12 protein-coding genes and 1 tRNA gene are annotated in these 26,323 nt (G+C 53.1%); 8 read left to right on the plus strand and 5 right to left on the minus strand.

Features of this window, described 5'->3' with window-relative positions:
• Positions 1–21: 21 nt before the first annotated feature.
• On the minus strand, positions 22–11,769 hold the full coding sequence (locus VGS11_06655) for a PKD domain-containing protein (GenBank protein HEV2119765.1): 11,748 nt from the start codon (positions 11,767–11,769) through the stop codon (positions 22–24).
• 286 nt (positions 11,770–12,055) lie between these two features.
• The gene (locus VGS11_06660) at positions 12,056–12,427 is read right to left on the minus strand and encodes a hypothetical protein (GenBank protein HEV2119766.1); all 372 of its coding nucleotides are present in this window, start codon (positions 12,425–12,427) and stop codon (positions 12,056–12,058) included.
• Positions 12,428–12,606: 179 nt separating this feature from the next.
• Here VGS11_06660 and VGS11_06665 point away from each other — a divergent pair, with 179 nt between their 5' ends.
• The 5 genes from VGS11_06665 to VGS11_06685 all read left to right on the plus strand — a co-directional run bounded on the left by VGS11_06665 (position 12,607) and on the right by VGS11_06685 (position 20,137).
• Complete coding sequence (locus VGS11_06665) at positions 12,607–13,218, plus strand: hypothetical protein (protein HEV2119767.1); 612 nt, start codon at positions 12,607–12,609, stop codon at positions 13,216–13,218.
• 106 nt (positions 13,219–13,324) lie between these two features.
• A complete protein-coding gene (locus VGS11_06670) occupies positions 13,325–13,639 on the plus strand; it encodes a hypothetical protein (protein HEV2119768.1) in 315 nt (104 codons plus the stop codon).
• A gap of 231 nt (positions 13,640–13,870) precedes the next feature.
• Complete coding sequence (locus VGS11_06675) at positions 13,871–15,892, plus strand: hypothetical protein (protein ID HEV2119769.1); 2,022 nt, start codon at positions 13,871–13,873, stop codon at positions 15,890–15,892.
• Positions 15,893–15,897: 5 nt separating this feature from the next.
• Positions 15,898–17,769, plus strand: coding sequence for a hypothetical protein (locus VGS11_06680; protein ID HEV2119770.1), 1,872 nt, complete (start codon positions 15,898–15,900; stop codon positions 17,767–17,769).
• Between the two features lies 1 nt (position 17,770).
• A complete protein-coding gene (locus tag VGS11_06685) occupies positions 17,771–20,137 on the plus strand; it encodes a hypothetical protein (protein ID HEV2119771.1) in 2,367 nt (788 codons plus the stop codon).
• A gap of 6 nt (positions 20,138–20,143) precedes the next feature.
• On the opposite strand, the gene VGS11_06690 is transcribed toward VGS11_06685, so the two are convergent.
• Together VGS11_06690 and VGS11_06695 are read right to left on the minus strand one after the other, a co-directional pair.
• Positions 20,144–20,608, minus strand: coding sequence for a hypothetical protein (locus VGS11_06690; GenBank protein HEV2119772.1), 465 nt, complete (start codon positions 20,606–20,608; stop codon positions 20,144–20,146).
• Positions 20,609–20,684: 76 nt separating this feature from the next.
• Entirely contained in the window at positions 20,685–21,371 is a 687-nt protein-coding gene (locus VGS11_06695) for a hypothetical protein (GenBank protein HEV2119773.1), read from the minus strand.
• A gap of 998 nt (positions 21,372–22,369) precedes the next feature.
• Here VGS11_06695 and VGS11_06700 point away from each other — a divergent pair.
• Positions 22,370–22,480: transfer RNA gene (locus VGS11_06700), tRNA-Thr, on the plus strand.
• Positions 22,481–23,619: 1,139 nt separating this feature from the next.
• The gene (locus tag VGS11_06705; protein ID HEV2119774.1) at positions 23,620–24,708 is read left to right on the plus strand and encodes a PKD domain-containing protein; all 1,089 of its coding nucleotides are present in this window, start codon (positions 23,620–23,622) and stop codon (positions 24,706–24,708) included.
• 94 nt (positions 24,709–24,802) lie between these two features.
• Here the strand turns inward: VGS11_06705 and VGS11_06710 are convergent, their stop codons facing one another.
• Complete coding sequence (locus VGS11_06710; GenBank protein ID HEV2119775.1) at positions 24,803–25,090, minus strand: zinc ribbon domain-containing protein; 288 nt, start codon at positions 25,088–25,090, stop codon at positions 24,803–24,805.
• Between the two features lie 211 nt (positions 25,091–25,301).
• On the opposite strand from VGS11_06710, the gene VGS11_06715 reads away from it, so the two are divergent.
• On the plus strand, positions 25,302–26,323 hold a 1,022-nt coding region (locus VGS11_06715), incomplete at its 3' end, for a transposase (GenBank protein ID HEV2119776.1).

The following is a 26,323-nucleotide window of genomic DNA, read 5'->3' on the forward strand; positions in this document are numbered from 1 at the left end:
AAGTAGACCGTTTTTCTCGGTCTACTTGAACTTGAAGTTGCCCGCTATCGACGCGTCTGATCCGGTGACTGTGGTTGTTTGTGTGGTTCCTGCGCCGACTGGTATTGTGGCACTGTACACTGTAGATTCGATGAAACTGTAGTGCGCTCGTACTGCGGAGTTGAAGGTGAAGGTGAATGTCATCGAGCCACTTGGTGAGATTGTTCCGCTGTTGAAGAACTCCTGCACCAGTAACCCGGTCATTTGGTCGAACACGTCGAGTGTGACGTTGGCGGTCACTGTGAAGCTGGTCGGGTTGGTGACTGTCACTGTGAATGTTTGTGATTGGCCGAACTTGACCTTGTGGTTGAATCCGACTGTAGTGCTCGGGGCCGCTTCCACGAGTACAGCGTGAGTTGCGGTTGCTGTGCTGCTGGCGCTGTCGGTGACATTGAGGTTGACTGTGAAGGTTCCTGATGCGATGTAGTTGTGGGTTGGTGTGCAGCTGGATGTGTCCTTGGCTGTTCCGTCGCCGAAGCTCCATGAGCAGCTGTATGGCGATGTGCCGCCACTGATGACTGCCACGAATTGCGTGCTGCCGACAATCGTGTCGGTTGGCCCGAAGTCAGCTGTGAGCTGCTGCGCGACATTGGACACTGTGACTGTGTGGGTTGCGGTGGCGGTCTTCGTGTTTGTATCGGTGACGGTGAGTGTTACGGTGTAGGTGTTGGCTGTCGCGTAGGCATGGGTTGCGGGGTTGCCCGTTCCTGTGGTTCCGTCGCCGAAGCTCCATGCGTAGGAGTATGGCGCTGTTCCGCCTGAGACGGTTGCGGTGAACGTTACTTGCTGGTTGAGGGTCGGTGAGGTTGGGCTGAATGTGAAGTCGGTTGTTAGTGCAAGTGGTGTGACTGTGATTGAGTGGCTTGCAGTTGCTGTCTTGCCGTTGGTATCAGTAACGGTTAGCGTCACCGTGAATGTGCCCTTCGTCGTGTAGGTGTGACTTGCTGGGTTGCTCGATCCGGTCATGCCGTCGCCGAAGCTCCATGCGTAGGAGTACGGTGCAGTGCCACCGGATACTGTGGCGGAGAATGTTACTGACTGTCCCGTGGATGGTGCTGTAGGTGTAAAGGTGAAGTCTGATGTCAGTGCTAGTGGGGTTACTGTAACCGTGTGAGTTGCGGATGCGGTCTTAGTTGGGCTTGAGCTGTCGGTTCCCGTTAGCGTGACGGTGAAGGTCCCTTTCACTGTGTAGGTGTGGGATGTTGTTGTTCCAGTGCCTGTCGATCCGTCGCCGAAGGTCCAGCTGAAGCTGACTGGCGGGGTTCCTCCAGTGGAGGTGGCGGTGAAGCTTACTGATTGGCCGACTGAGGGTGCAGTTGGGGTGAACGTGAAGTCAACCGTTAGTTGTGCTGGCTGGACTGTAATGGTCTGACTGGTTGTGAAGAGCTTGCCGTTGGTATCTGTTGTGTTCAAGGTTACAGTGAAGGTGCCTGCGGACGCGTAGATGTGGCTGGCTGGGCTACCCGCGGCCTTTGCACTGCCGTCGCCGAAGCTCCAGGAGAACGTGTAGGGACTCGTGCCGCCGGAGGCGCTGGCTGTGAATGTTACTTGTTGGCCTGCAGCTGGTGATGTTGGTGCGAAGCTGAAAGTTGCTGTCAGGGCTTGTGGTGCTACTGAGACGGCTTGGCCCGAGTTAGCTGTCTTGGCGTTCGTGTCTGTTACGGTGACGGAGACTTGGTAGGTTCCCTTCGCTGTGTAGGTGTGAGTTACTACGGGACCGTTGGCAAGGATTGTGCCGTCTCCGAAGTTCCAGCTGTGCGTGTATGGGGATGTGCCACCTGAGGTGGTTGAGGTGAATGTGACTGGGCTGCCAACTGTTGGGTTGGCGCTGACTGTGAAGCTTACAGTGAGGGTGAGTGGAGCGATTGTGATCGTTGCGGAGGCGGAGGCGCGTGCTCCGTTGGAGTCTGTCGCGTTGACCTTGACAGTGTAGGTTCCTTTGACAGTGTAGGTGTGGGTTGCGGTTGCGCCTGCAACGTTTGCTGTCCCGTCACCGAAGTTCCAGCTGAAAGTATAGGGCGCAGTGCCGCCTGAGGCGGTGGCAGAGACACTCACAGGAGAGCCAACAGTACCTGTCGTTGGAGCTGTGGGAGTGACTGTCAGTGCTTGTCCTGGGGATATCACTATCGAGCCTGAAGTCGAGGCTAATTTGCTGTTGCTGTCCGTAGCGTTGACCTTGATCGTGAACGTTCCTTTGACACTGTAGGTGTGAGTTGCGGTTGCGCCTGCAACGTTTGCTGTCCCGTCACCGAAGTTCCAGGAGAAGGTGTAGGGTGAGGTTCCGCCTGAAGCGGATGCGGAGACACTGATTGGTGTTCCAGCTGTGCCTGCTGTAGGAATGGTTGCACTGACCATCAGTGTGAGTGGGCTGATTGTTATGGTGGTGGAGCCTGACGCGACCTTGCCGTTTGTATCGGTTGCGTTGACCTTGACTGTGTAGGTTCCCTTCACAGTGTAGGTATGGGATACTGGACTGCCCGTTCCTGTTGTGCCGTCACCGAAGGTCCAGTTGAACGTGTATGGGGATGTTCCGCCTGAAGCAGTAGCTGTGAAGCTGACCGATGTTCCGACTGTACCTGTTGCGGGGCCGCTTGCGCTCACGGTGAGTGCGAGGGGTGCGATAACTACTGATGCAGATTTAGTCGCAGTGTTGTGGGTTGGACTTGCAGCGTCGGTAGCGGTTACGCTGATCACGTACGTTCCTTTCACGTTGTATGTTGTAGTGAATGATGATCCACTGCCGGATGGTGGGTTTCCACCGGTTGCTGTCCAGGCGAAGGTAATGGGTGGTGTTCCGCCAGATGCAGTTGCGGTGCAAGTTACGGCTGTTCCAACTGTTCCTGTCGTTGGGCAGGTAATCGTTACTTGCAAGGCGCCTCCAACTTGGTGGGTTGCGGTTGCGAGTTTGCCGTTGGTGTCGGTCACGTTCTCCACGACGGTGAACGGTCCCGCGGTCGCATAGGTGTGAGAGACTGGGTTGCTAGTGGCCTTCGCCGATCCGTCACCAAAACTCCACGAGTAGGAGTATGGGGTCGTTCCGCCCGAGGTTGTGGCTGTGAAGGTAACTGGAGTGCCAGGTGTTATCGTTGATGGGCTGGACGTGAAGTCCGTCGTCAGTGTTAGTGGATTGATGGTGATGGTCGAGGATGCGGACGCGATCTTCGCGTTGGTGTCAGTGGCGTTGACTCTTACTGTGTATGTGCCCTTGACCGTGTAGGTGTGGCTTGCAGTTGCGCCTGCTACGTTTGCTGTGCCGTCGCCAAAGTTCCAAGAGAATGTGTATGGCGCAGTTCCGCCTGAGGCGGTTGCGGAGACGCTAACTGGGGTACCGACGGTTCCGGTTGTTGGAACTGTTGGTGTGACGGTTAGGGAGAGTGGGCTTATGGTGATGACTGCTGAGGCCGATGCAATCTTGCTGTTTGCATCAGTCGCGTTTACCCTGACTGTGTATGTGCCCTTGACAGTGTAGGTGTGGGTTGCAGTAGCTCCAGCGACCTTTGCTGTTCCGTCACCAAAGCTCCAGGAGAAGGTGCACGGTGCTGTTCCGCCGCCGCATGTTGCAGAAACGCTGACTGGTGTTCCAACTGTCCCGCTTGTTGGGACTGTGGCAGATATGGTGAGTAGGAGTGGTGTGATAGTTATGGTCGCGGATGCCGTTGCAGTCTTAGCGTTCGCGTCAGTTGCAGTAATGGTCACGGTGTATGTGCCCTTCACTGTGTAGGTGTGAGATACTGGGCTACCTGTTCCGGTCGTGCCGTCGCCGAAGGTCCACGAGAACGTGTACGGTGCGGTTCCACCTGTTGCGGTGGCGCTGAAGGAGTTTGCCGTTCCCACTGAGCTTGTTGTCGGGCCGGTGATTGATACTGCGAGTGCGAGTGGTGCGACTGTGACCGCTTGCTGGGCTGATGCCGTTGCTGTGTTCGAGTCGGCTACTGAGAGGACGACTGTTCTGCTACCCTTGGTCGTGTAGGTGTGGCTGACTGGGTTGCCGGTTCCTAGTGCAGAGCCGTCGCCAAAGTTCCACGTGTATGAGTACGGAGTTGTTCCGCCGGTTACCGTTGCGGTAAAGGTTACTGGGCTACCTACAGTAGGGTTAGCGCTGACAGTGAAGCTTGCAGTCAATGGGAGCGCGGCTATTGTTATCGATGATGAAGCTGAGGCAATCTTGGCGTTCGTGTCTGTTGCATTTACTCTTACTGTGTATGTTCCCTTGACGGTGTAAGTGTGGGACGCGCTAGCGCCGGCGACGTTTGCTGTGCCGTCTCCAAAGTTCCAGCTGAACGTGTATGGGGATGTTCCGCCGGACGCGGATGCGGAGACACTGACTGGTGTCCCGACCGTGCCTGTGCTTGGAACAGTTGCAGTGACGGCTAGGGTGAGTGGGCTGATTGCAATGCTCGACGAAGCACTCTTCGTGTTCGCCGGGGTTGCGGAGTCTGTGGCTGTTACGGTGATCGAGTATGTTCCCTTGACGTTGTAAGTCGTGCTGAACGTGGCTCCACTGCCTGTGGCTGGGCTACCGCCCGGAGCAGACCAGGTGAGAGTGATGGGTGGTGTTCCGCCTGATGCTGTCGCAGAGCAGGATACCGCTGTTCCGACTGTGCCTGTAGCTGGGCATGTTATTGTGACTGTGAGTGTTCCTCCGACTTGGGCCGTGGTTGTGAATTTGGCGCCGTTGATGTCGGTGACGTTCTCCCTTACCGTGAAGGGTCCTGCAGTTGAATAGGTGTGAGATACTGGGTTGCCGGTGCCGGTTGTTCCGTCGCCGAAGTTCCAGGCGTATGTGTACGGGCTAGTGCCACCTGAGGTGGTGGCTGTGAAGGTGACTGGGCTGCCGGGCGTAATGGTGGTGGGGCTAGCGACGAAGCTGGAAGTGAGCGCTTGAGGACTAATCGTGATTGTTCCTGAAGTGGAAGCTATCTTCGCATTGGTGTCAGTTGCGTTCACTCTTACTGTGTAAGTTCCTTTGACCGTGTAGGTGTGAGTTGCAGTAGCTCCTGCCACGTTTGCCGTGCCGTCACCGAAATTCCAGGAGAATGTGTAAGGCGATGTCCCGCCGCTGGCAGAAGCGCTGACGCTTACTGCCGTACCCACTGTTCCAGTCGCGGGTATGGTCGCGGATACTGCGAGAGTTAGCGGACTAATTGTGATCGTTGCGGACGCGGAAGCTATTTTCGCGTTGGTGTCTGTGGCGTTAACCCTGACAGTGTACGTGCCTTTCACTGTGTACGTATGGGTTGCTGTTGCACCGGCGACCTTCGCAGTTCCATCGCCAAAGCTCCAGCTGAAGGTGTACGGCGCAGTTCCACCTGAGGCTGATGCAGAGACCGATACCGCGGTTCCGACTGTGCCTGTTGCAGGAACTGTCGCGCTAACTGCTAGAGTCAGTGGGGCAATTGTAATAGTCGACGATGCAGAAGCGATCTTGGCGTTAATGTCTGTCGCGTTGACTCTCACCGTGTATGTGCCCTTGACCGTGTAGGTGTGAGTTGCAGTTGCGCCTGCTACGTTTCCTGTGCCGTCACCGAAGTTCCAACTAAACGTATAGGGCGAGGTTCCACCGGAGGCCGTTGCTGAGACGCTCACGGCTGTTCCAACTGTGCCGGTTGCCGGAACCGTTGGAGTGACTGCGATCGGAAGTGGGCTGATTGTGATTATTGAGGACGCTGATGCAATCTTCGCGTTAGTGTCTGTCGCGTTAACCCTGACGGTATACGTACCCTTGACAGTGTATGTGTGAGTAGCTGTTGCCCCGGCAACGTTTGCTGTGCCGTCACCGAAGTTCCAGGAGAATGTGTAAGGTGAAGTTCCACCGGATGCGGATGCGGAGACACTGACTGCTGTTCCGACGGTTCCTGTTGCGGGTACGGTCGCGGTTACGGTGAGGGTTAGAGGACTGATTACTACATTTGCGGATGCGGTCTTAGTGTTGGCCGGAGTCGCGGAGTCAGTCGCGGTTACTGTGATTGTGTCGGTTCCCTTGACGCTGTAGGTTGTGCTGAACGTGGATCCTGAGCCTGTCGCTGGGCTACCGCCCGGGGCAGACCAGGTGAGAGTAATCGGTGGGGTCCCTCCAGAGGCAGTTGCGGAACATGATACCGCGGTTCCAACTGTGCCGGTCGCTGGGCATGTGATCGAGACTGTTAGAGTTCCTCCAACTTGGGCCGTGGTTGTGAATTTGGCGCCGTTGATATCAGTAACGTTCTCCCTTACGGTGAACGGTCCGGCAGTCGCATATGTGTGAGACACTGGGTTTCCGGTTCCAGTTGTTCCATCGCCGAAGTTCCAGGCATACGTGTACGGGCTAGTGCCGCCGGAAGTCGTGGCGGTGAATGTGACAGGGCTACCTGGTGTAATGGTCGTTGGACTGGAGACGAAGCTCGAGGTCAACGCTTGCGGACTGATTGTGATAGTCGAAGAAGCGGAAGCAATCTTCGCATTCGTATCAGTTGCATTCACACGGACTGTGTATGTACCCTTGACAGTGTAGGTGTGAGTTGCAGTCGCACCCGCAACGTTCGCTGTTCCATCACCGAAGTTCCATGAGAACGTGTAAGGTGAAGTTCCTCCAGAGGCACTCGCGGAAACGCTCACGGCAGTACCTACTGTTCCTGTCGCAGGGATGGTTGGGGTTACGGTTAGGGTGAGTGGAGCGATTGTGATTGTAGCCGATGCAGATGCGACCTTGCTGTTGGTGTCAGTTGCGTTTACTCGAACGGTGTATGTGCCCTTGACAGTGTAGGTGTGGGTTGCAGTAGCTCCAGCGACCTTCGCTGTTCCATCGCCAAAGCTCCAGCTGAAGGTGTAGGGTGCTGTTCCGCCAGTTGCAGAAGCAGAGACTGAGACTGCTGTCCCAACCGTACCGGTCGCAGGGACCGTTGTAGTGGCCGTTAGAGTTAGTGGGGCTACGGTGATCGTCGAAGAAGCGGACGCGATTTTCGCGTTCGTGTCTGTTGCATTGACCCGCACTGTGTATGTACCCTTCACGGTGTAAGTGTGCGTAGCTGTTGCGCCTGCAACGTTCGCAGTACCATCCCCAAAGTTCCAGGAGAACGTGTATGGGGATGTTCCACCAGAGGCTGTAGCAGAGACGCTTACCGCAGTTCCAACTGTACCTGTAGCAGGGACGGTTGGAGTGACTGTCAATGTTAGAGGTGCAATTGTTATCGTCGCAGATGCGGACGCTATCTTGGCGTTCGTGTCAGTTGCATTCACACGGACTGTGTATGTACCCTTGACAGTGTAGGTGTGAGTTGCAGTGGCGCCCGCAACCTTTGCGGTCCCGTCACCGAAACTCCAGGAGAACGTGTAGGGTGCTGTTCCACCTGAGGCCGATGCGGAAACCGAAACTGCAGTTCCAACTGTGCCAGTTGCAGGCACAGTCGCAGTTACGGTCAGAGTTAGCGGAGCGATTGTGATGGTGGATGAAGCGGATGCAATCTTTGCGTTCGTGTCTGTTGCGTTTATTCTTACTGTGTAAGTTCCTTTGACCGTGTAGGTGTGAGTTGCAGTAGTTCCTGCAACGTTTGCTGTGCCGTCGCCAAAGTTCCAAGAGAATGTGTAGGGCGAAGTTCCGCCGGAGGCGGTCGCAGATACGCTAACCGCGGTGCCCACTGTTCCTGTCGCAGGAACCGTCGGAGTTACCGTCAATGTCAATGGTGCGATGGTGATTGTTGAGGAGGCGGACGCGATTTTGGCGTTCGTATCAGTTGCATTAACCCTTACTGTGTAAGTTCCCTTGACAGTGTAAGTGTGAGTCGCAGTAGCGCCGGCAACCTTTGCGGTCCCGTCACCGAAACTCCAGGAGAACGTGTAGGGTGCTGTTCCACCGCTTGCTGTCGCAGAGACGCTAACTGCTGTCCCTACTGTTCCAGTCGCTGGAACGGTCGGGGTTACTGTCAATGTCAGGGGTGCGATGGTGATGATTGACGAGGCTGAAGCAACCTTGGCATTGGTGTCCGTGGCGTTCACTCTAACAGTGTAAGTTCCTTTCACCGTGTAGGTGTGAGTTGCAGTTGCACCGGCAACATTCGCTGTTCCGTCGCCAAAGTTCCAGGAGAAGGTGTAAGGCGAAGTTCCACCAGAGGCCGTCGCCGATACGGAGACTGCTGTTCCAACTGTTCCAGTGGCTGGGACAGTAGGTGTAACAGTCAGAGTGAGTGGCGCTATTGTGATCGTCGCAGATGCGGATGCTATTTTAGCATTCGTATCAGTTGCGTTTACTCGTACAGTATACGTTCCCTTAACGGTGTAGGTGTGGGTGGCTGTGGCGCCAGCGACGTTCGCTGTGCCATCGCCAAAGTTCCAACTGAAGGTGTATGGCGAGGTTCCGCCAGAGGCGGTAGCTGAAACGCTAACTGCAGTACCCACAGTTCCGGTCGCTGGAACGGTCGGAGTAACCGTCAACGTCAGAGGTGCAATTGTGATTGTCGAGGAAGCAGATGCAATCTTTGCGTTTGTATCAGTTGCATTAACCCTTACTGTGTAAGTTCCTTTGACAGTGTAAGTGTGAGTCGCCGTTGCGCCTGCAACGTTAGCTGTGCCGTCACCGAAGTTCCATGAGAACGTGTACGGTGAAGTTCCGCCAGACGCGGCAGCCGACACGCTAACTGCTGTGCCAACAGTGCCAGTAGCTGGAACTGTCGGTGTGACGACGAGAGTCAACGGAGCAATCGTGATCGTGGCGGAAGCGGAAGCTATCTTGGCGTTGGTATCGGTCGCATTGACTCTTACAGTGTATGTGCCCTTAACTGTGTAAGTGTGGGTCGCTGTTGCGCCTGCTACTTTTGCTGTTCCGTCACCGAAGCTCCACGAGAAGGTGTAAGGCGAAGTGCCGCCAGAGGCGCTCGCGGAAACAGACACCGCTGTTCCTACTGTGCCTGTCACAGGGACGGTCGCAGTTGCTGTCAGAGTCAGTGGTGCAATTGTGATTGTTGAGGACGCGGATGCGATCTTAGCGTTAGTGTCAGTAGCGTTGACTCGTATTGTGTAGGTTCCCTTCACAGTGTAGGTGTGAGTCGCGGTTGCTCCTGCAACATTCGCAGTTCCATCACCAAAATTCCACGAGAACGTGTAAGGCGAGGTTCCACCCGATGCTGTTGCTGATACGCTAACAGCGGTTCCTACAGTGCCGGTTGCCGGAACGGTCGGGGTCACGGTCAGTGTAAGTGCAGCTATAGTGATTACCGAGGATGCTGAGGCAATCACCGCGTTGGTATCAGTTGCGTTTACCCGTACAGTGTAGGTGCCTTTCACCGTGTAAGTGTGAGTAGCTGTCGCACCCGCGACGTTCGCTGTACCGTCACCGAAGTTCCACGAGAACGTGTAAGGCGAGGTTCCACCCGATGCTGATGCTGAAACCGAAACAGCTGTCCCAACGGTTCCTGTCGCTGGAACGGTAGGAGTGACAGTCAAGGTTAACGGATTAATCGTAACGGCGGCGGACTTCGTTTGGCTGTTGGGTGTTGGAGTTGCGGAATCTGTTCCCGTAACGCTGATCGTCTTCGATCCTTTCACGCTGTAGGTTGTGCTGAAACTAGCGCCAGTCCCTGTAGCAGGGCTGCCACCAGTGGCCGTCCACGCGAATGTGACCGCACCTGTTCCACCAGAAGAGGTTGCGCTGCAGGTTACTGCCGTTCCAACTGTGCCCGTTGTCGGGCAGGTGATAGCGACGATAAGTGGCGCGCCACCCGTAACGGTCAGCGTGAAACTTGTTGTTCTAACAAGACCTCCAGTAGAATTCCCTTGTAGGGTGATCGCATAAACTCCAGCTTGAAGTGTAGACGTCGTCGTGATCCCCACTGTAGTTGTGCAGGTAGGGCTGCATGAGGTCGGGGTGAAAGTAATAGTGGCGTTTTTCGGTACACCTGTCGCTTTGAAGGATACGGATTGGGTAGGTCCTTGGATTAGAGTCGCTACGAGACTTGTGCTGGTGCTTCCACCAGGTGCTATAGTCGCTGAATTCGGAGTCGCAAGAAGGCTGTAGTCAAAGACTGTTATTGCTGGGGAGTAACCATTCTCTTTGATGCTCGTTGATGCAGCTGCCGCGGTCTCCTGAGGAGTTACTCGGACAATGAAGGTTCCACCAAATGCATACGTGTGAACCTGCGCAGTTACATTACCCGCTGTGACAATAGTATCGGGAGATTGGTCGCCCCAATTGAAGTCATATGTGAAAAGTGATGCCCTCACGCTCAACGGATAGGCGGCCACATAGAGCGCCGTGGCGGTAACATTCACTGCTCTTCCTGCAGAAATGCTAGTCGCGTTGGGTGACGCGGTCACGGTGAAAGCTACCGGAGTTCCGGTGACGTTCACCGGAAAGTTCTGAAAGATTGTCTGTGGGCCTCCAACCTGGGTAGGGGCTGAGTCGGTGACTCGGAAGGCTGTAGTATAGAGGCCAGCGAAGTTCCAGGTTACGGCCGCGATGCTTGTAGGGTCAGCACTCGCGGCTGGCGCCGGATTACTGCAAACGGGACCTACGCGAACATTGGGACAAAACGCCCAAGTGCCGCTGAAGCCGGTGGATCCGGTCCCAGTGCATGTTGCAAGGGTACACTCAGCAGAAACACCACCAAGGTAACCTGACTTGAAAGGTCCTGTGGCCGTTCCTCTAGGAGTTCCTATAGTGCCGATATTCGCTGGTCCTTGAGTGGCTCCAACAAGAGGAAGACGTCTAACAGCGGTTATGGTGTGAGCAGTAGCAGCAGAGTCAGAAACCGTGAGAGTTACTCTGTTAATCGCTTGAGGTGGAGCAGTCACAGTAACAATCTGGCCAGTAGCATTAACCTTGGCAACATAGCCGGAGGAGTCAAAACTACTGTAGTCCCAACGGTAGGTGAACGGAGCAACACAGTAGCTGCAGGCAGCGGGTGTTGCGGAGAAGGTTATCGGAGCAAACGCAACTTCCGGATTCGGCGAGAAACTCCACGTATCGTTGAAGCTACCCGTCGGTTGAGAGTTGTTGAAGTTGAAGTTAGCTATGGTACTAAACACGGCGTTCTGAGTATTGTGAGACTCAGGACCAGTATTCAGTCCGACAGCAAAAGTAACAATACTCTTCGTGATGGTGAGCGGACTAGCCCCGGCACCAACGACGTCAAACCGCATACGGAAGAAGTTGACAGAAGGAGCACCATTCCCCCCAGTCGTAGCACTTTCAATTGCCTGAGCGAGACGAATTACACCGTTCACGCGATCCACGCTTGAGGCTAGCTGAAGAGTGCACGAGGGATTAGCAGGGGGGCATCCAACGTTACCGCCAAAAAGAAGGCCGGTCTGGTCAAATTGGACGAAGTTGAGAATAGCCGGATTATATTGGAGAGTTATGTCGAATGCATTAATCGTGTTATTCCCGTTAGTATAAAGAACATTCATGATGACTCCTCCCCCTCCAGCGGAGGTAGCAACCTCGGGACTATCAGAAACCAGTGGGTCCATCGTAAACAATGGGTCACTGTCAACATCGCCTGTCCACTGGCAGGTCGTGTCTAGGTTCCCGTCCGAATCCTTGGTCGTGATGGGAGTTGGGAAAGGATTTGGTGCATCGGCAGAGTTCCCATACGCGCAGTCTATGCCCAGTAGGGGGGGTCCGGGGAGTGCTCGAACAGGGTGTATAGATGGAATTGTCCCAATTCCGAAGATTGAGGCGGCGTATGATCCTAACGGAACGGCGACCAGGAGGAGGGCTACTACTAAAACGGCTGTTTTACGGCTAAACTTACGTGTCAATTTTGCTTCATTTACCTATTTTGGTTTGGTTTTTCATGCCCGCGGGTAACACCCGTGAGTTAATTTGGGGTTGGCCCCCAACAGCGGATATAAGAGTTTGCTACCAGAAGTCGGACGTAGCTATCTCCGGGTGCTTATGGAATGCGCAGTATTCCCTGGATATCCCGCGCCAAAACTGACCAAGACAACTTCGTCTATCTCACTAAAATTTTTAGAAGTAATTTATACTTGAAAAAGCTGACAAACGGTTGAATTAGCTAAGTACTGGGAGCATGAGGGGGTTCCGTTAGAAGGGCGGGACATGCGCGAGGAATAGAAGGAGAGCCAGGATGCCGAGAAAGACCAAGAAACCGAGCGCTGTGCCGAGCGCGTTCTTGAGAACGTGGTATTCTCCGAATTGGGCGGACTCCCCTAGCTTCTTTTCGCCGTATAGTCCAAGTCCCCCGATTATAGACCCCATGAGAAGGAGAAACGCCCAGGGACCGTAGGCTGCGGAGACGACCACGGCGAGGAAGGTGCCGAATGTCACAGCGAGGAAGAAGAACGGGATGAAAAGTCCCTGAACAGTGTCAAGAGGACCTGTTACCCGTGAGATTAGCCAGGTAATTTTGCTTTGAGGCTTCGGGGGTAAGGCGGACAGGTTTCGGTATCTTTCCACATCATAATAGGCAGGCGCCTTTTTCTTGTCGTCCGAATCGTTTGTCAGATTCGCCTGGGCCTCCCAGCTCTAGTACCTTCAATTGTCAAGTCGGACTTTAATGCCTATCCCCTGACCGAAAAACCGGAAATCCGGCAGCAACATTCTCAGGCTACGCTCGGATAACACCCAAGGATTATGTGGGAGAACCTCTCTACAAATCAAGGAGACGATCCTCTCTGTCGGTCTCGAGAATCTCAAGGAGAACAATCGTACTCCTCAGCTTCATCACTGCAACAGTAGTTGCAAACGCGTTCGCGGTCCCCGTCGCAGAAAACTATTACCAATTCTACCCGTCACTTGCGCACATACAACTAAGTCTCACAGATCTACAACTCAAAAACATCACACAGTACCTCGAAGTGAAAGGATCCTTCACCGTCATGAATCCTACAGACTACAAAGGATTCATTCTCACAATCTTCCGCGGCTCCTACGAACTCGACAAAGACAACATCACCGTGAGCCGCGGCGCAAATCTACCCGGTCCCCCGGGATTTGTCACTCGCCCACTGGACAAGAACGTTCCAATAGATGTAGTCGTACCGTTCAACGCGACCAGCACCGCAGTCAAGAATATTCAGGTACTGTTCATCATCGAACTCGTACTCTCAACATTTCTCGACGGCTTCGGACCTGTAATCATAACCTATGCATGCCAAGGCACCGGCGGACCCGGAACCTGTTACCTAGCTACCATTTCGGCAAATGGCAGCTTCCCAGGTGTAGGAGGTAAGGGCGGAGGAGTCTGACCGCACAACGCAGAAAATAACTCACATAATTTCAACAGATAGAAGCCGCAAGATCGTCATTGTACTTTTCTGGGCCGGAACGATCGCTGCACTCTTCTCTAGGGCAATGTTCTCGAAAACTTTCCCCGACAATTTGGATTACGCCGAGATCATAGCAACGTGCGTTGTGGCTGGAGCACTCTTGGAAGATATCCAGAGTGCGATCATCGGGTGTCTCGCCGCGCTAACAATAGGCCTCTCGATCGTATTCGTGGTTGCAATCACGGCCATCACAGTGGGAGGAGTCCCTCCTTCCGGAATCGACGTTCTTGAATCGATCTGGATATACATCATCTTCCAGTCCATATTCCCCTTCCCTTTGATCGCGTTCATAGCATCATCAATGTCAGGCTCACTGATTGGAGAAAGATTCCTACAATAGTAACTCTAGATTTACAACGCCACGCGACAATCCCTCGACCCCGGAATTTGAGACCTCTGATTCTGCTAGAAGATTGCTTAGTAGTCGCTTAGCCTGAGAGAAATGATACTTCTATAATGAATAAATAACGCAAGACCCCTTTTCTCAACTACACCTCAAAGTTAGTCGAGCAACGAGCTAACCGAGGGGGATCCCAAAGAGCAAGATTCCACGAGACATTTACAGGCGAGGTTGATCGATCTGCACAAACACCGATTTGACAAACGGATCATCATCCTCACCATATTGATGCTCACGAGCGTTCTCTTCTCAAACCTCGGACCCGCACACGCAGCGGGCCCTTACAGCGCAAACGTGATCACAAATCCAGGATTCGAAAATGTCCAAGCCCCCAACTTGCCTGCAGGCTGGATCACCGAGTTCATAGATTCAAACGCAGGAAGCACAATCACCGTCAACAGCACTACGGCCCTTCTTGGAAACTACGCCGCTAGACTTGACGTAAGCCAAGACACTCACTCAGCGACAACCGGACAGGTGATAACGTTCGGGCATCAAACCCTGCGACAACAACTCCCTACAAACCTGTTCTTCAGCAACATGACTTCGCGACCTGACAGCTTTAGCATCTGGTTCAACATCCAACCGAAATTTGTAGGATACTCAGGATTCGATGTCAGAATCAAGGCCTTTGATACCACGGAAATGGATTATATCTTCTACAATCCTGCGACCGGAATAAGCGCCTCTAACTCGTCCACGGGTGGAGAAGCAGGCAAACCCGTGAAATATTTCATCATCCCAACCCCGACCATGAATCATTGGACCCACCTCACCCGAAACCTAGCACAAGACTGGCTAGCACAAATGACAGGGCCAAGTGGAACTCCACTTCCCGGAACATTCACACTAGCTCAAGCACTGGACAAGATCGAGATCTGGAGCTTCTACTATCTAGACACGAACACCCAAGGAGTCTATGGAGAAACAGAATGGGTTGACAACATCGCGATCTACATCGACTCCGCGATTCCCCCACCGCCACCTCCACCCAGCAACTATTATGCGGCCTTCAACTTTCTCGACACGACCGGAACATCAGTTAACAACATTGTAAAATGGAAACTTTTCAACTCAACCGGCCAAGAAATCATAAACTACAACCAGAACAGTCCAACCCTCATACTCGAGCCCTATACCGTTGCGGTCTATTATCCAGTTCTTACGGGCCAGAATCCTGAACCATACCTGATACGTCAGCAGAGAATAACTCTCAACACTACCTACCCCGTCTCACTGGAAATGTTTCCGCAGAACACATTCCCGTGGAACTACATCGCGATCAACAACACAATAACCAGCATGCAAGTTATCAAGGAAAACGCGACATTTCTCCGGTTCTACTCCCAAGGAGGCTCCGGACCATCCCTTATTCTGGTGAAGGTGCAATCAAAGCCGGTTGCAGTACAGAGAAACATGGACGACCCATCGAGCATCAAGTGGTCTTATGATTCCAGTCTTTCGATGCTTCGAATCCCTGCCATAGCGCTAGGCAATTTCTCGATCTTCGTCAATCCTCCACTCACGATTCCTCGAATTGCTTTCCAAGATTTCCAAGGAAACAGCGTAGCAACAGGGTTAACCTGGAGGATCCTTAATCCCGACGGAACGCTAGCGCGGGTTGTCCCTGGCCAATTAGTCGAGAACGGAACATACACGTTCCAAGCTTTCTACTATGATTACCTGATCTACACGAGCACTCTCACTTCTACTCCGAATCCCGTCCGACTTCAAATGCTCCCGATAGGAAATCAGCAGAAAAACTACGTCGCGTTCAGCTCAGCAGTCACCAGCATTACGATTCTAGAAAATAGTCCAGACGGACTACAATTCAAGGCGACGGGCCAGGGACCGAACCTGATCATTGTCAACAGTCCAAACAAGCCGCTGAATATACAGCTAGACGGAAACACGATAACCAGCTGGACATACAACAGCACCACATCGACAATTGCGATTCAAGCATCCCAGCTCGGAACATTCACCATCACATACGCGAACGCGACCACAATCCCGCTCTACTTCGAGGTGATAATAATCGGAGCGATCGCTATAGCCACAGTGAGTCTTGTTGTATGGCAATGGATTCGCTCAAGAACCTCGACGGAATCACCGCCAGAAAAACCCGTGACAAAAGAACAGTCTAAGTCGAAACCGAATAATCCTCAAAAGGGTCAACGAGGACGTTCGTAACCGTTTTGCCGATTCCCAGAGTCAAACAATCCTTAATCCTAGCGGTCATGCTCTCCACTTTACTCTACGGGTTCTCGAGCACAAACGTGGCCCATGGGGCCGGGCCAGTCAGAGATTTCGTTGTGGCACCTCAATTCGTTCTTGCTGGAGGGAACGACAGTCTCACCGCGACGGTTTCAGGTGGTACTCCACCTTACCAGCTTGTCTGGACTTTCGGCGACGGGACAACTTCAGCTTCAAGCCACACCGGCAGCTCAGGATCATACGGAATCAACGCCACAACTCCGACCGCTTCGCGCATTACAACGACCTCGATCGCATGCACTCCTGGCTCGGTCAATGTCAACAGCCCTACCGCATGCTCAGCCACAGTTACAGATATTTCGACGACACCGATCACTCCTACCGGCACTGTAACTTTCGCCAGCTCCGGCGTGGGCACCCTATCTCCCCTACCCTCATGCACCCTAGCAGCGACATCGACACCGGGAATCGCAACCTGTTCAGTCATCTATACCCCCACAGCGGTCGGGACAGGAGTCCACACGATAACCGGCGTCTACCCGCCCGATGTGAACCACACAGGCACATCAAGCGGCAAGTTCAACCTCCCCGTAACAACACCGGCAGTCGCACACCCGACAACAACCTCCATCGTATGCAATCCTGGTTCCATCAAAGTTGGCTCAACGACAACTTGCACTGTAACGGTCACCGATTATTCCTCTAGCCCGACAACACCTACAGGTGTTGTGAACCTAGTCAGCGACAGTGCAGGCAACTTCAGTCCATCATCCCCTTGCGGCCTATCCCCAAGCTCCGCCACTAGCACCTCATTCTGCGTTTTCACCTACACACCATCCTCCGCGGGCTCAGGGACCCACACGATCACAACCACCTACACGGGAAACGATGGAATGTCTGTGACACACATCTTCTCCGCGGCCGGCAGTTTCACAGTCTCACTCCTAATCACCGACTCAACAAGCATGACCACAACACCGATGCATGCTGTTCTGGTTCATGGGACACCGCTATCGATTGATGGATGGACGATAAACTGGAATATTACAGATCACCACGGAGTCGAGATCTACAACTCATCATACAATGGAGTGCAAACCATTCGAGACGCATTGATCAATGGAGTAAGCGTCGTCTATTTCCAGCAACCACCAGGGCTCTCATGCCTCTTCTTCGACGATCTGGGGCACGATGATCTCGCAGCATCGATCGCGGGCTTCACGGTACAAAGCTCCACGGATCCAACAAACCCCTGGTTCGAGATAAGAGCCAACTTCAATCCCTCCCGTGTAGGATACAACTATACTCAGTTCTGGCGGTTCTACAAGAATGGAGAATTCGACGCAACCTTGTACGTGGGCCATATTGGATGCGGCTGGAACCACTACTATCAACCCCACTATCGGATCGACCTAGCTATTGGCAACAAGAATCGCGATCTGATGAGCCAGTACACTCCCAGTGGCGTCTGGCAGAACCTGATCTGGGAAGGGAACTACACCGACAACGTATTCCGAGATAATGCACACAACTCTACGCAATGGCGCCTTGGAGATGGCTCTGCCTACTACTACATGGTTCCGAGAGTCTTCCCGTTCGCGGGTGACATGCCGAAGCTTGCTTCGAAAATCTATCTGGTCCGGGATAGACCGGGAGAGCTTGAGCCGGATATCAACCCACCTGCGTCTCCGCCCGACCCGATCAACTTTGTAAACGGGGAACTTGCATACCGGCAAAGCATCGCCTTCTGGTATCTCCCCACATTTGGAGACCACTGGCTATACTCCGTCGGGCAAACGCCAACCGGCTACCCGAGCATTGTTAGCCTATCATTCTATCCGAGCGGAATCTGACATGAGTGCCCGATTTCTCCAGCAAGTACTCCTGCTCATCATGCTCGTTCTCCCACTCGCGTTAGGAGGAGCGAAGCTAGGAGCGGCAGCGGGAACGAATCCACGCGCCACATACCAGGCAATTGGACCGCCAGTCCAAATGTTCTACCAGGTGATCAACAACACGTCATTTGAAACGGGCAGGCAACCGTGGACCCTGATAACCTACAACAACTTTACCCAAAGCAACCCAGTCGCTAACGTAACATCACCCGGATACAACGACAACTCTGCTGTTCAGCTCAGCATCAACTCTGGTAACCTGACCATCGACTCCCACCTTACTCTCCTTCAGGACTTTTCTCAGAGCACGGTCGCGTTCGCCAACGGGCTCAGAATAAGGGCGGTGAGCCAAGTCAGAATCATGAACGGAAATTCGATCACTGATAGAGTTGAAGTCTCACTCACTTTGGGAGTTTCCAACGGGAATCCGGCACGAATTCACTATGTTCTCGCCAGCACCACGGTGCTTCCCGCGAACAGCACAAGCGATGCCTACATAGCAATCCCCGGGCTCGGCTCCGCTCCTTGGACAGTTCTCGACAGAAACGTGACCAGCGACGCCGCCCACACTTTCCCATCGATATTCAGCAGCATCAACTCAGTCAAAGACACAAGACTCTCGGTTTTCTCCACAAGCCAGGGTACTCCGACAATCGACCCTAGAATCAAGTATTGGGAGACTGGAGGCGACAGCTACTGGAACACGACCGAGACAGTTGTATTCGATCCCGATGCTGACGGACACTTCAACCCATCCACTGACTGGATCCTCTACAACCAAGGAATACCACCGACCAATCAGGTTCTGACCAGCGATTCCAGAATGAAATACGTGGACGTCAATCAAAATTATCATTGGGACCCAGGAGAACCCATTGTCTACGATCTGAAGAATGAAGGAGTTTACGATCTTGCTGCCAACGACCCTGTGATAAACGGGACAGCTGTTGCAGGAAGTTTACTGCAAGATCCAATTCGAAAACAGACAAGCGCGCTCTTTGACCAGGTAGAGCTCTACGCGCCTACTGGAAACATCAACTGGGCACACAACGGCGGATTCGAAACCGGAGACCTGACAGGCTGGGGAAACATTGCAGGCTTCAAAGTAATAACGAGCCCAACACATTCAGGGTCTTACAGCGCAAACGGGACGGCTGCAGGAACTCCTTCGGCCCTAGCGCAGAGCATTGATGGCCGCCCTGTTATCGACAGCACCACTAGCCTGCAAGTATCAGCCTTTGTCGGAAAAATGACTGGAACAACACCCACAGACAGAGCTGATGTCTGGCTTGGATTGGTCGATAGCAGTCCTCAGGCAAATCCCCTCTCGATCTACTACGATTTCAAAACCGGAACAGGAACTCTACCATCCAATACAACAGACACCGTGTATCACAAGACAGCGAGTTTCGGAACACTCAGCCAATGGCTCAGCGTCACCCAGAACCTATTACCTGAAACACAGTACTTTGACTCTACTGGACATATCGGACCGTACCGTATTGAGGCTGCGGTGCTCGAAGTCTCCGCCGCAACTGGCCAAACGACAAGCACGATCTTCGACGACTTGTCAGTACTGACCGCCAACCACCCGACCTATTTCGCGGTTGACAATCTCAACTCCACTTACGTCTACAACGCAAACAAACCACCCCAAGGAACATTCTACTTCAATGTCCCTGGAGGCCAATCAGTACTCAACATAACATCGGCCAACGGATCATTGCTACAAACCAGCGACTATACGACACAACTCGTCCAGGGCTCTCTACAAATCACTGTACCAACTTCTACCGGCCTCAAGTATCCCTCGCCGGGAACCTGGCACATCTATGCGACATCAAAGAACGCGCTAACGAGTCTGCTCGCCACGAGTCCAGGTTCGACAAGTCCCTCCTCCAATTTCAACCCGAGCAGCGCTGTGAACTTCGCGTCCCAGACCAAGGACCCCTCTGGGGTTCCGATCGCGGGATCGAATGTGACGTTCATCTTTTCCGCTGGGAATACCCTATTCACGGGAAAGAGTGACAGCCAAGGATGGCTGAACCAGACAAATGTCGTTCTTCCATCCAGCCCCGGAACACTTACTCTCGAAGCGATTACTGTCTCATCGTCCTACATCGGACTTAGAACATTACAGCTAACGGTCAGCAGCACGTTACCCTGGGCAGTCATCGCGTACATTTCCATCGCTGCCGGAGCCGCCGTCTTGTTTAGTCTGATACTCTTCATGCGACGTAGAAAGGAACGCAGAGCGTCTAGTCAACCTGACTCGCAGCTAGACAAGAGCTCCAAGCAACAATCTGGATCACAGAGACCGAAATAGAACGATCTAGTTTCTGGTCTTTCGAGCCGACAGTCTCTCACCTAGCCGGTCCGCAAGTAGCTTAACGATTTCTTCTGCTTCTAGTCCCGTGAAGAACTGGAACTTGTCATTCCTTGTAACCATCGTTACGCTGGTTGCGTTAGGTCCCTCGTCGACCTCGACACTGATCATCTCATCGTACCTCACATCGAAGTTGTTCTTGTTGGAAGCCAGAATCTTCTCGACATCCGTCCTCTCGAAATTCAGTTTTCCCTGCAACGGAGACCCTGGTTTGTCGGGATCAAGAAACGAACCGCTGTGGCTGCCCATGACTAGAATCGAAGCCAATCCAACCGCTCCCTTCTTCCCCTTGTGAACAACAACAATTCTGCTGTCTGTGACAACAAGCAAGAGTTGTTCGAAGCCGAACCGAAGCCTCACGTTCGCTGAGATAACGCCAGCGATATGCTCTGGTTCTTTGCCAGGATCCAACTACAATCTACTGTTTGGATCGGGCTGGGCTAGATAAAAAGGAAAATCCTAGAATCAAAAGATACTCGTTGAGGATTTAGGGCGGACCCTTTCGAGCTCGTCTCCGCCTGAAGAAGACGAACAGTACGATCACAACGAGGGGCAAACCGATCACCGAAGAGATCTCTGCCGCGACGGTGAAGGTGTCGATAGGGGCTTGGACGGGTGTCCAGAAGGTGCTGTTGATCATGTTTACGTAGAGTGCTCCTCTGTTGTCTTGGCCGGTGTAGCCGCACATTGCACCGGTCGCCTGATCCCACGCCAGTCTGACGCTCTGGCCTGCTCTTGTGAACTGGGCTCCTACGGCTGGCCGGGTTACCCCACCGCAGCTAAGGTCTGATTGGCCAGCGACTGTTATGTTCCAGTTGTTGAAGATCGGGTCGCCGGACTTCAAGCCGGAAGCGATGACGAAGAAGAAGTTCGAGGTTGAGTTGTAGCTTTGGCCGGAGAAGACGTCGATTGAGAAGCCGGCCGGGACGCCGCCGTCCGGGTAGAATCCGAAGAAGCTCGCGTTAACGATAGTGCCTGTGACGCTTTGCACGCTCATCCTGGTCACTGATTGACCTACAGGGTACGCGGGGATCGTTGTAACCGAGTAGTAGGCGCTGTCGCCCACCTTCACGCCGGGCCTATAGCTCGAAGCATAGCTAGGAAGAACCAATGTCCCAAAGAGGATCGCGACAAAAAGAGCTGCGATGAGCGGGATCGATCTAGGTGAGCGCAACGATTTCCTAGAGTCCAGCTGAGCAAAGGGAAACATAACCATTGTTCCAGGCGGTTGTGTTCTGGAAATCCTACGGGATTGGTCAGCTGGTCACGAGTTCACAGGCGCAATTCCGGAAAAGACGGATTCTCCACTTATCCACTGGGGTTTCTACGGGGCGACGGAGAGTATTGTAGGGCTAGGCCCATGGAAAAAAATCGGGGAGGTTTGGTTCGCGGTTTGGCCGCCGGCAACGGAGAATGATATGCCCGTGGACCTGGTCTATCTAGTTCTATACGTGTTCGGCGTCACCTTACCGAAGATAACGAGAGATATCTCTCCATTGCCAATGAAACCAGACCAAGATCGTTTTTCCCGATGATCGGCACCAGAAATCGCCCATTATCAACCCTGATCTGCGATCTGAAGGATACACCCTGATCTCGCCTAGAAACCATTCGTGAATCTCGCGATAGAGCAAGCAAGCGTCCAGTCCATCAAAGTCAGGACCATGCTTTGATCGGCAAGAATCGCCCATTATCACCGCCAGACGGGAATTTCTTCTCTAGAAAAAGGGGGGTACTAGCGAGCGACCCCTCGAGACGGAAGAGCGGTTCCCGGCGGACAGGCATGGAAACTAAGAGCCCAACTCTTTCAACCCCGAAACCCCGATGATTCCTATTCCCGTATCCGGAACTAGTTGGTTCAGGCAAAAAGAGAGATCAATAAATGAAAACGAGCACTGGAAATCGTGTACTGGAGACGCATTAGCTGAAACCGCCTCCTGAAAATCGCATCCTGAAACGGGTATTGAAACCAGTTCCTGAGACCGATCTCCGAATCGCACTTGAAACAGCTCTCTGAATCGTTCATTGAAACAGGTACTGAAAATGGTAACCGTAATTTTCCGGAGGGCCCGGGGGCCTACTCGAGTCGCGCGCCCGCGCTCTCCCACGCGACCCCCGCACCGTTTCTAGCAACTCATATAACACGTGCTTGGCCGCGGCAACGGACAGCGTGCCCCGGTGGCTCAGCCTGGTAGATCAAACCACAGCCAAGAGCGTTGCCTTGGTATGACTCCTCCTCCAAAAAGGCAAAGGTCACGAGTTCAAATCTCGTCCGGGGCTCCATACTTTCCAGTGTCCCTCATTACCCAGACTCTTCCTCTTTTCTCGAAAATTCTTCGCCACTCAGCCCCGGCCTTTAATGGACCAAGTCTTTGAAGTAGTTCCAGAGCAATCAGCATTTTCTGCCTCTTCCTGCGTATAGCAAAGCCAACATTGTTGGCAAATGAGAGCTGATCCTCACGCCGCCCTATCTTGAGATAATAACACGGAACTTTGCCCCACATACTCGGGTGCATCTTTCCCTCTAATAGCCGAGAATCGATCCCAAATCTTGACCTCATAAGGCGCTTAATCCATCTCAGCAAATTGAGATCGGTGTTTACCATGACAATATAGAAGCCGAGAGATGATTTCCGTGACTGTCCTACTGAAATCGCGGGCGAACCTTCTGCATCTGCAAATCCTTTGATAAATTCGGAAGGAAACCGATCCACCGTTTTTTGAATTGCGCGAGTATCTGACATGTATTCGTAAAGCATGCGACTCCAAACCCTAACCACGTAAAACCCACTTACGTCCTTCCTAACCTTTCTCGGACTCCCGAACACGGAACTAAGGCTGGAGCAGACTTTTTCCGCAAAATCTCGATCCTTCACTCTCAACCTAAGCTGATAGTGGTATGAAGCGCTCCGCACCAGATCACCGTCGCCAAGCATAGCGCCAGAAAGATAGCTCAACGATTGCGATGGAGTAAGTGTAGGCACGACGAAGCTCCCTAACGGCGAATTCTTGTGCATAATCCAGTTGTAGACCGTGGAACTGGGAAGATCTAGTTGCTTAGCAATGGTCTCGCAACTGGATCCTCGATCGCGTCTCGCCTCGAGAACGCTCTTATATACTCTCACACGAGCCTTGAGAGAGAGACTTTGCAGAGTTCTTGCCATCGCTGCTGGTCGACAACTCTCTTCTCGAACTCGCTGTCCCGTAATACCTCCCAGAGGAAAGCGAAACTATTTCGCCCTAGACAAGCTAGGACAGTAATGTTGAAACGAGTCAACAAAGATTAGAGACCCCGCGGGTTCAAAAGCCAAGACCAGAAGAGGCGGAAAACCCCGCCCGGGGCTCCAACTCACCAGGACGAGATAGAACTCCGTCAGAGATAAGAATCAGCACCCGGGAAGAAAGCATCACGGACAAGAACCATGAGAACTAGCTCCCTTCTGATCCTAATTCTCCTCCCGTTAACCATAATCCCGATAGGGACCCCGAACACCCACGCAACCACCCCACAGAACACGTCTCCACTAGCCGCGTACACTTACAATCCGTGCGTGATGTGCGCCGCCCCAGGCAGCGTCGTCTTCTTCAACGCCAACACCAGCTGGAGCCCCACCGGACACATCGCATCATACACGTGGATCTTCGGCGACAACAGCGCGATCACAAAAACAACCAGCCCCTACACCACACACGACTTCCTCCTGGTAACACCCGGCAAATGGAACGTATCCCTAACAGTACAAGACACGACCAGCGCCACCGACACCATCACCCAACAAGTCATCTTCAACATCGCACCAGCCTTCACCTACCACCCCAGACACCCGATGATCCAACAAACCGTCACGTTCAACGCCTCGGCCACCCGCAGCTTCACAACACCCGGAACCATCAAAACATACCAGTGGAACTACGGCGATAACACAAACGCAACCGGAATACTCACGAAACACGCGTACACAGCAAGCCGAACCTACCGCGTAACACTAACACTCCAGACAACAGAAGGACCCGCAAAGATCTCAGAGACAATAACAGTCTATCCCAGAATCATCATAGTCAACAAAACCTTTGACGGTCTCAACATAACAATAACAGCCGTGTTCACGGTCAACGCGACAAGCCAGACCGCCTCCGGAACAATCACCATCAACGCGACAAACGCGACCACCGGAGCCCTAGTCTACACGGACACGTTCGATATCACAATACCCCTCACACAAGATGGCGCCCAGTTCATACTCGCCCTCCCCACCAACAACATACCCCTCGGAGCCAACTGCCACATCGACCAGACAGGACAAACCACAAGCACGATCACAAGAGACCCAGACGTGATGCATCGTGGAACAGTCGACATAACCGACGCATCACCCCTCGCCCTCGCATTCGGCGCGACACAAGCGTCCCCAATTTACAACCCGGCCGCAGATCTCAACGCAGATGGACAGATAGACCTCCTCGACGCCGCAATACTAGCAGCAGATTTCGGAACACCAGTCCTCAACTAGACTCTACCGTCCGAACCCCAGCCAGGACTATTGATACAGGAGCCTACAACGAAACAGTATAGGACCAGAACAGATTCCGTGAGAACCCGGAAGACTAACCCGAAGAGGCCTTAGCCCCGGATTTCATCTCTGCCACGTGGTCCCGCCACGCCGGCAACTCCGCCATCTGGGAAAGAACGTACTTCTCAGCCTGTTCCTTGTTCATCCATCGCGTATCCATCGCGTTCTTCACCATCTCCTCAAACTTTCTCTCGAAAGGCAAAAGCTTCCCCTTGATATCCGTGCAATGAATACAGTACGGGTTATCCGGGTTCTGAGCACCGTGCTCCTCGTTGGTCGCCATCGGCATACCACAACTCTCACAGCGCAAAGCGAGCGACATAAGGTCCGACAGGAAACAAGACCCAGACGAGAACTAATAACCCCACTGGACAAGCCGCGACCAAACACGGGTAACAAAATACTGCACGGCATCTACACTTCCGCGAATTCTTGGAGGATGGTCCACCACCCATGATGTATCGGGTGATTTTGTCATTTTCCCTACTCTGGCTTAATAGCCGGAACGGAGCCTATGAGAGTGGCGTCGCCGAGTGATTGCGGTGAAGGCGGTCAAACAAAGACAACAGGGTTCGGGCGAAATCCTGCGGCTGTTAGACGAGTTCAGGCGCATGGTAAACGTCTGCGTCTCGGTCGGGATTGATGAGAATATTTCTTCTCTCAAGCAACTATCGTCGAAGACTTATCATCGTCTGAGCCCTGATATTCTCAGCTACTACAGGCTCTGCGCGATCAGCACCGCCACAGGAATACTCCGCAACTATCGAAAGGCCAAGAGAAAAAACTCTCGGACAGCGTATCCGCATGCAAAAAGACTGATGCTAACCACATGCTACGGATTCAAGATAACGAAGGACCTTCTCAGACTGCCGGTCAAACCACGACAGTACGTCTATCTGAAGCTGAACAGTCACACGCAGCAGACACTCTCCGGGCTTAAGGTTCGCTCAGTCACATTGACGCCGGACTCGCTAAGCATAAGCATCTCGAAAGAAATAGTCGAGGTTAAGCCGCAAGGATACGTCGGGGTAGATCGTAACTTGGACAATGTGACGATCGCATCAACAGACGGGAAAGTCAAGACCCTTAACCTGTCAAAAACTACCCGAATCAAGTCCACGTATCGTTTCGTCAAAAGCCGATTCAAGAGGAACGATGTGCGAATAAGGAAGCGAGTATTCTCCGAGTATGGAGCGAGACAGAGGAACAGCGTACAGCCCATCCTGCACCATGCGTCCAAGACGATAGTGGAAGAAGCAAGGACACGACGATATGGCGTAGTCATGGAGAGGCTGCCTGAGATGAGAAGGCTCTACCACAAAGGGAACTTCCAGAATAGAGACTATCGGGCGAGGATGAACAGCTGGAGCTATGGAGAGCTGCAGCGCCAGGTAGAGTATAAGGCGCGATGGGAAGGAGTGAAGGTAATCTACGTTCCTGCTAGAGACACGTCAAAACGGTGCTCAATATGCGGGTACAAGACCCTAGAGAACACCAGACGAAGACTATGGTGTCCACACTGTGGAGCCACGCTAGACAGGGACGAGAACGCGGC

This window comes from Candidatus Bathyarchaeia archaeon, from assembly GCA_035935655.1.
In the GTDB taxonomy this organism is placed as follows: Archaea; Thermoproteota; Bathyarchaeia; order 40CM-2-53-6; family 40CM-2-53-6; genus 40CM-2-53-6.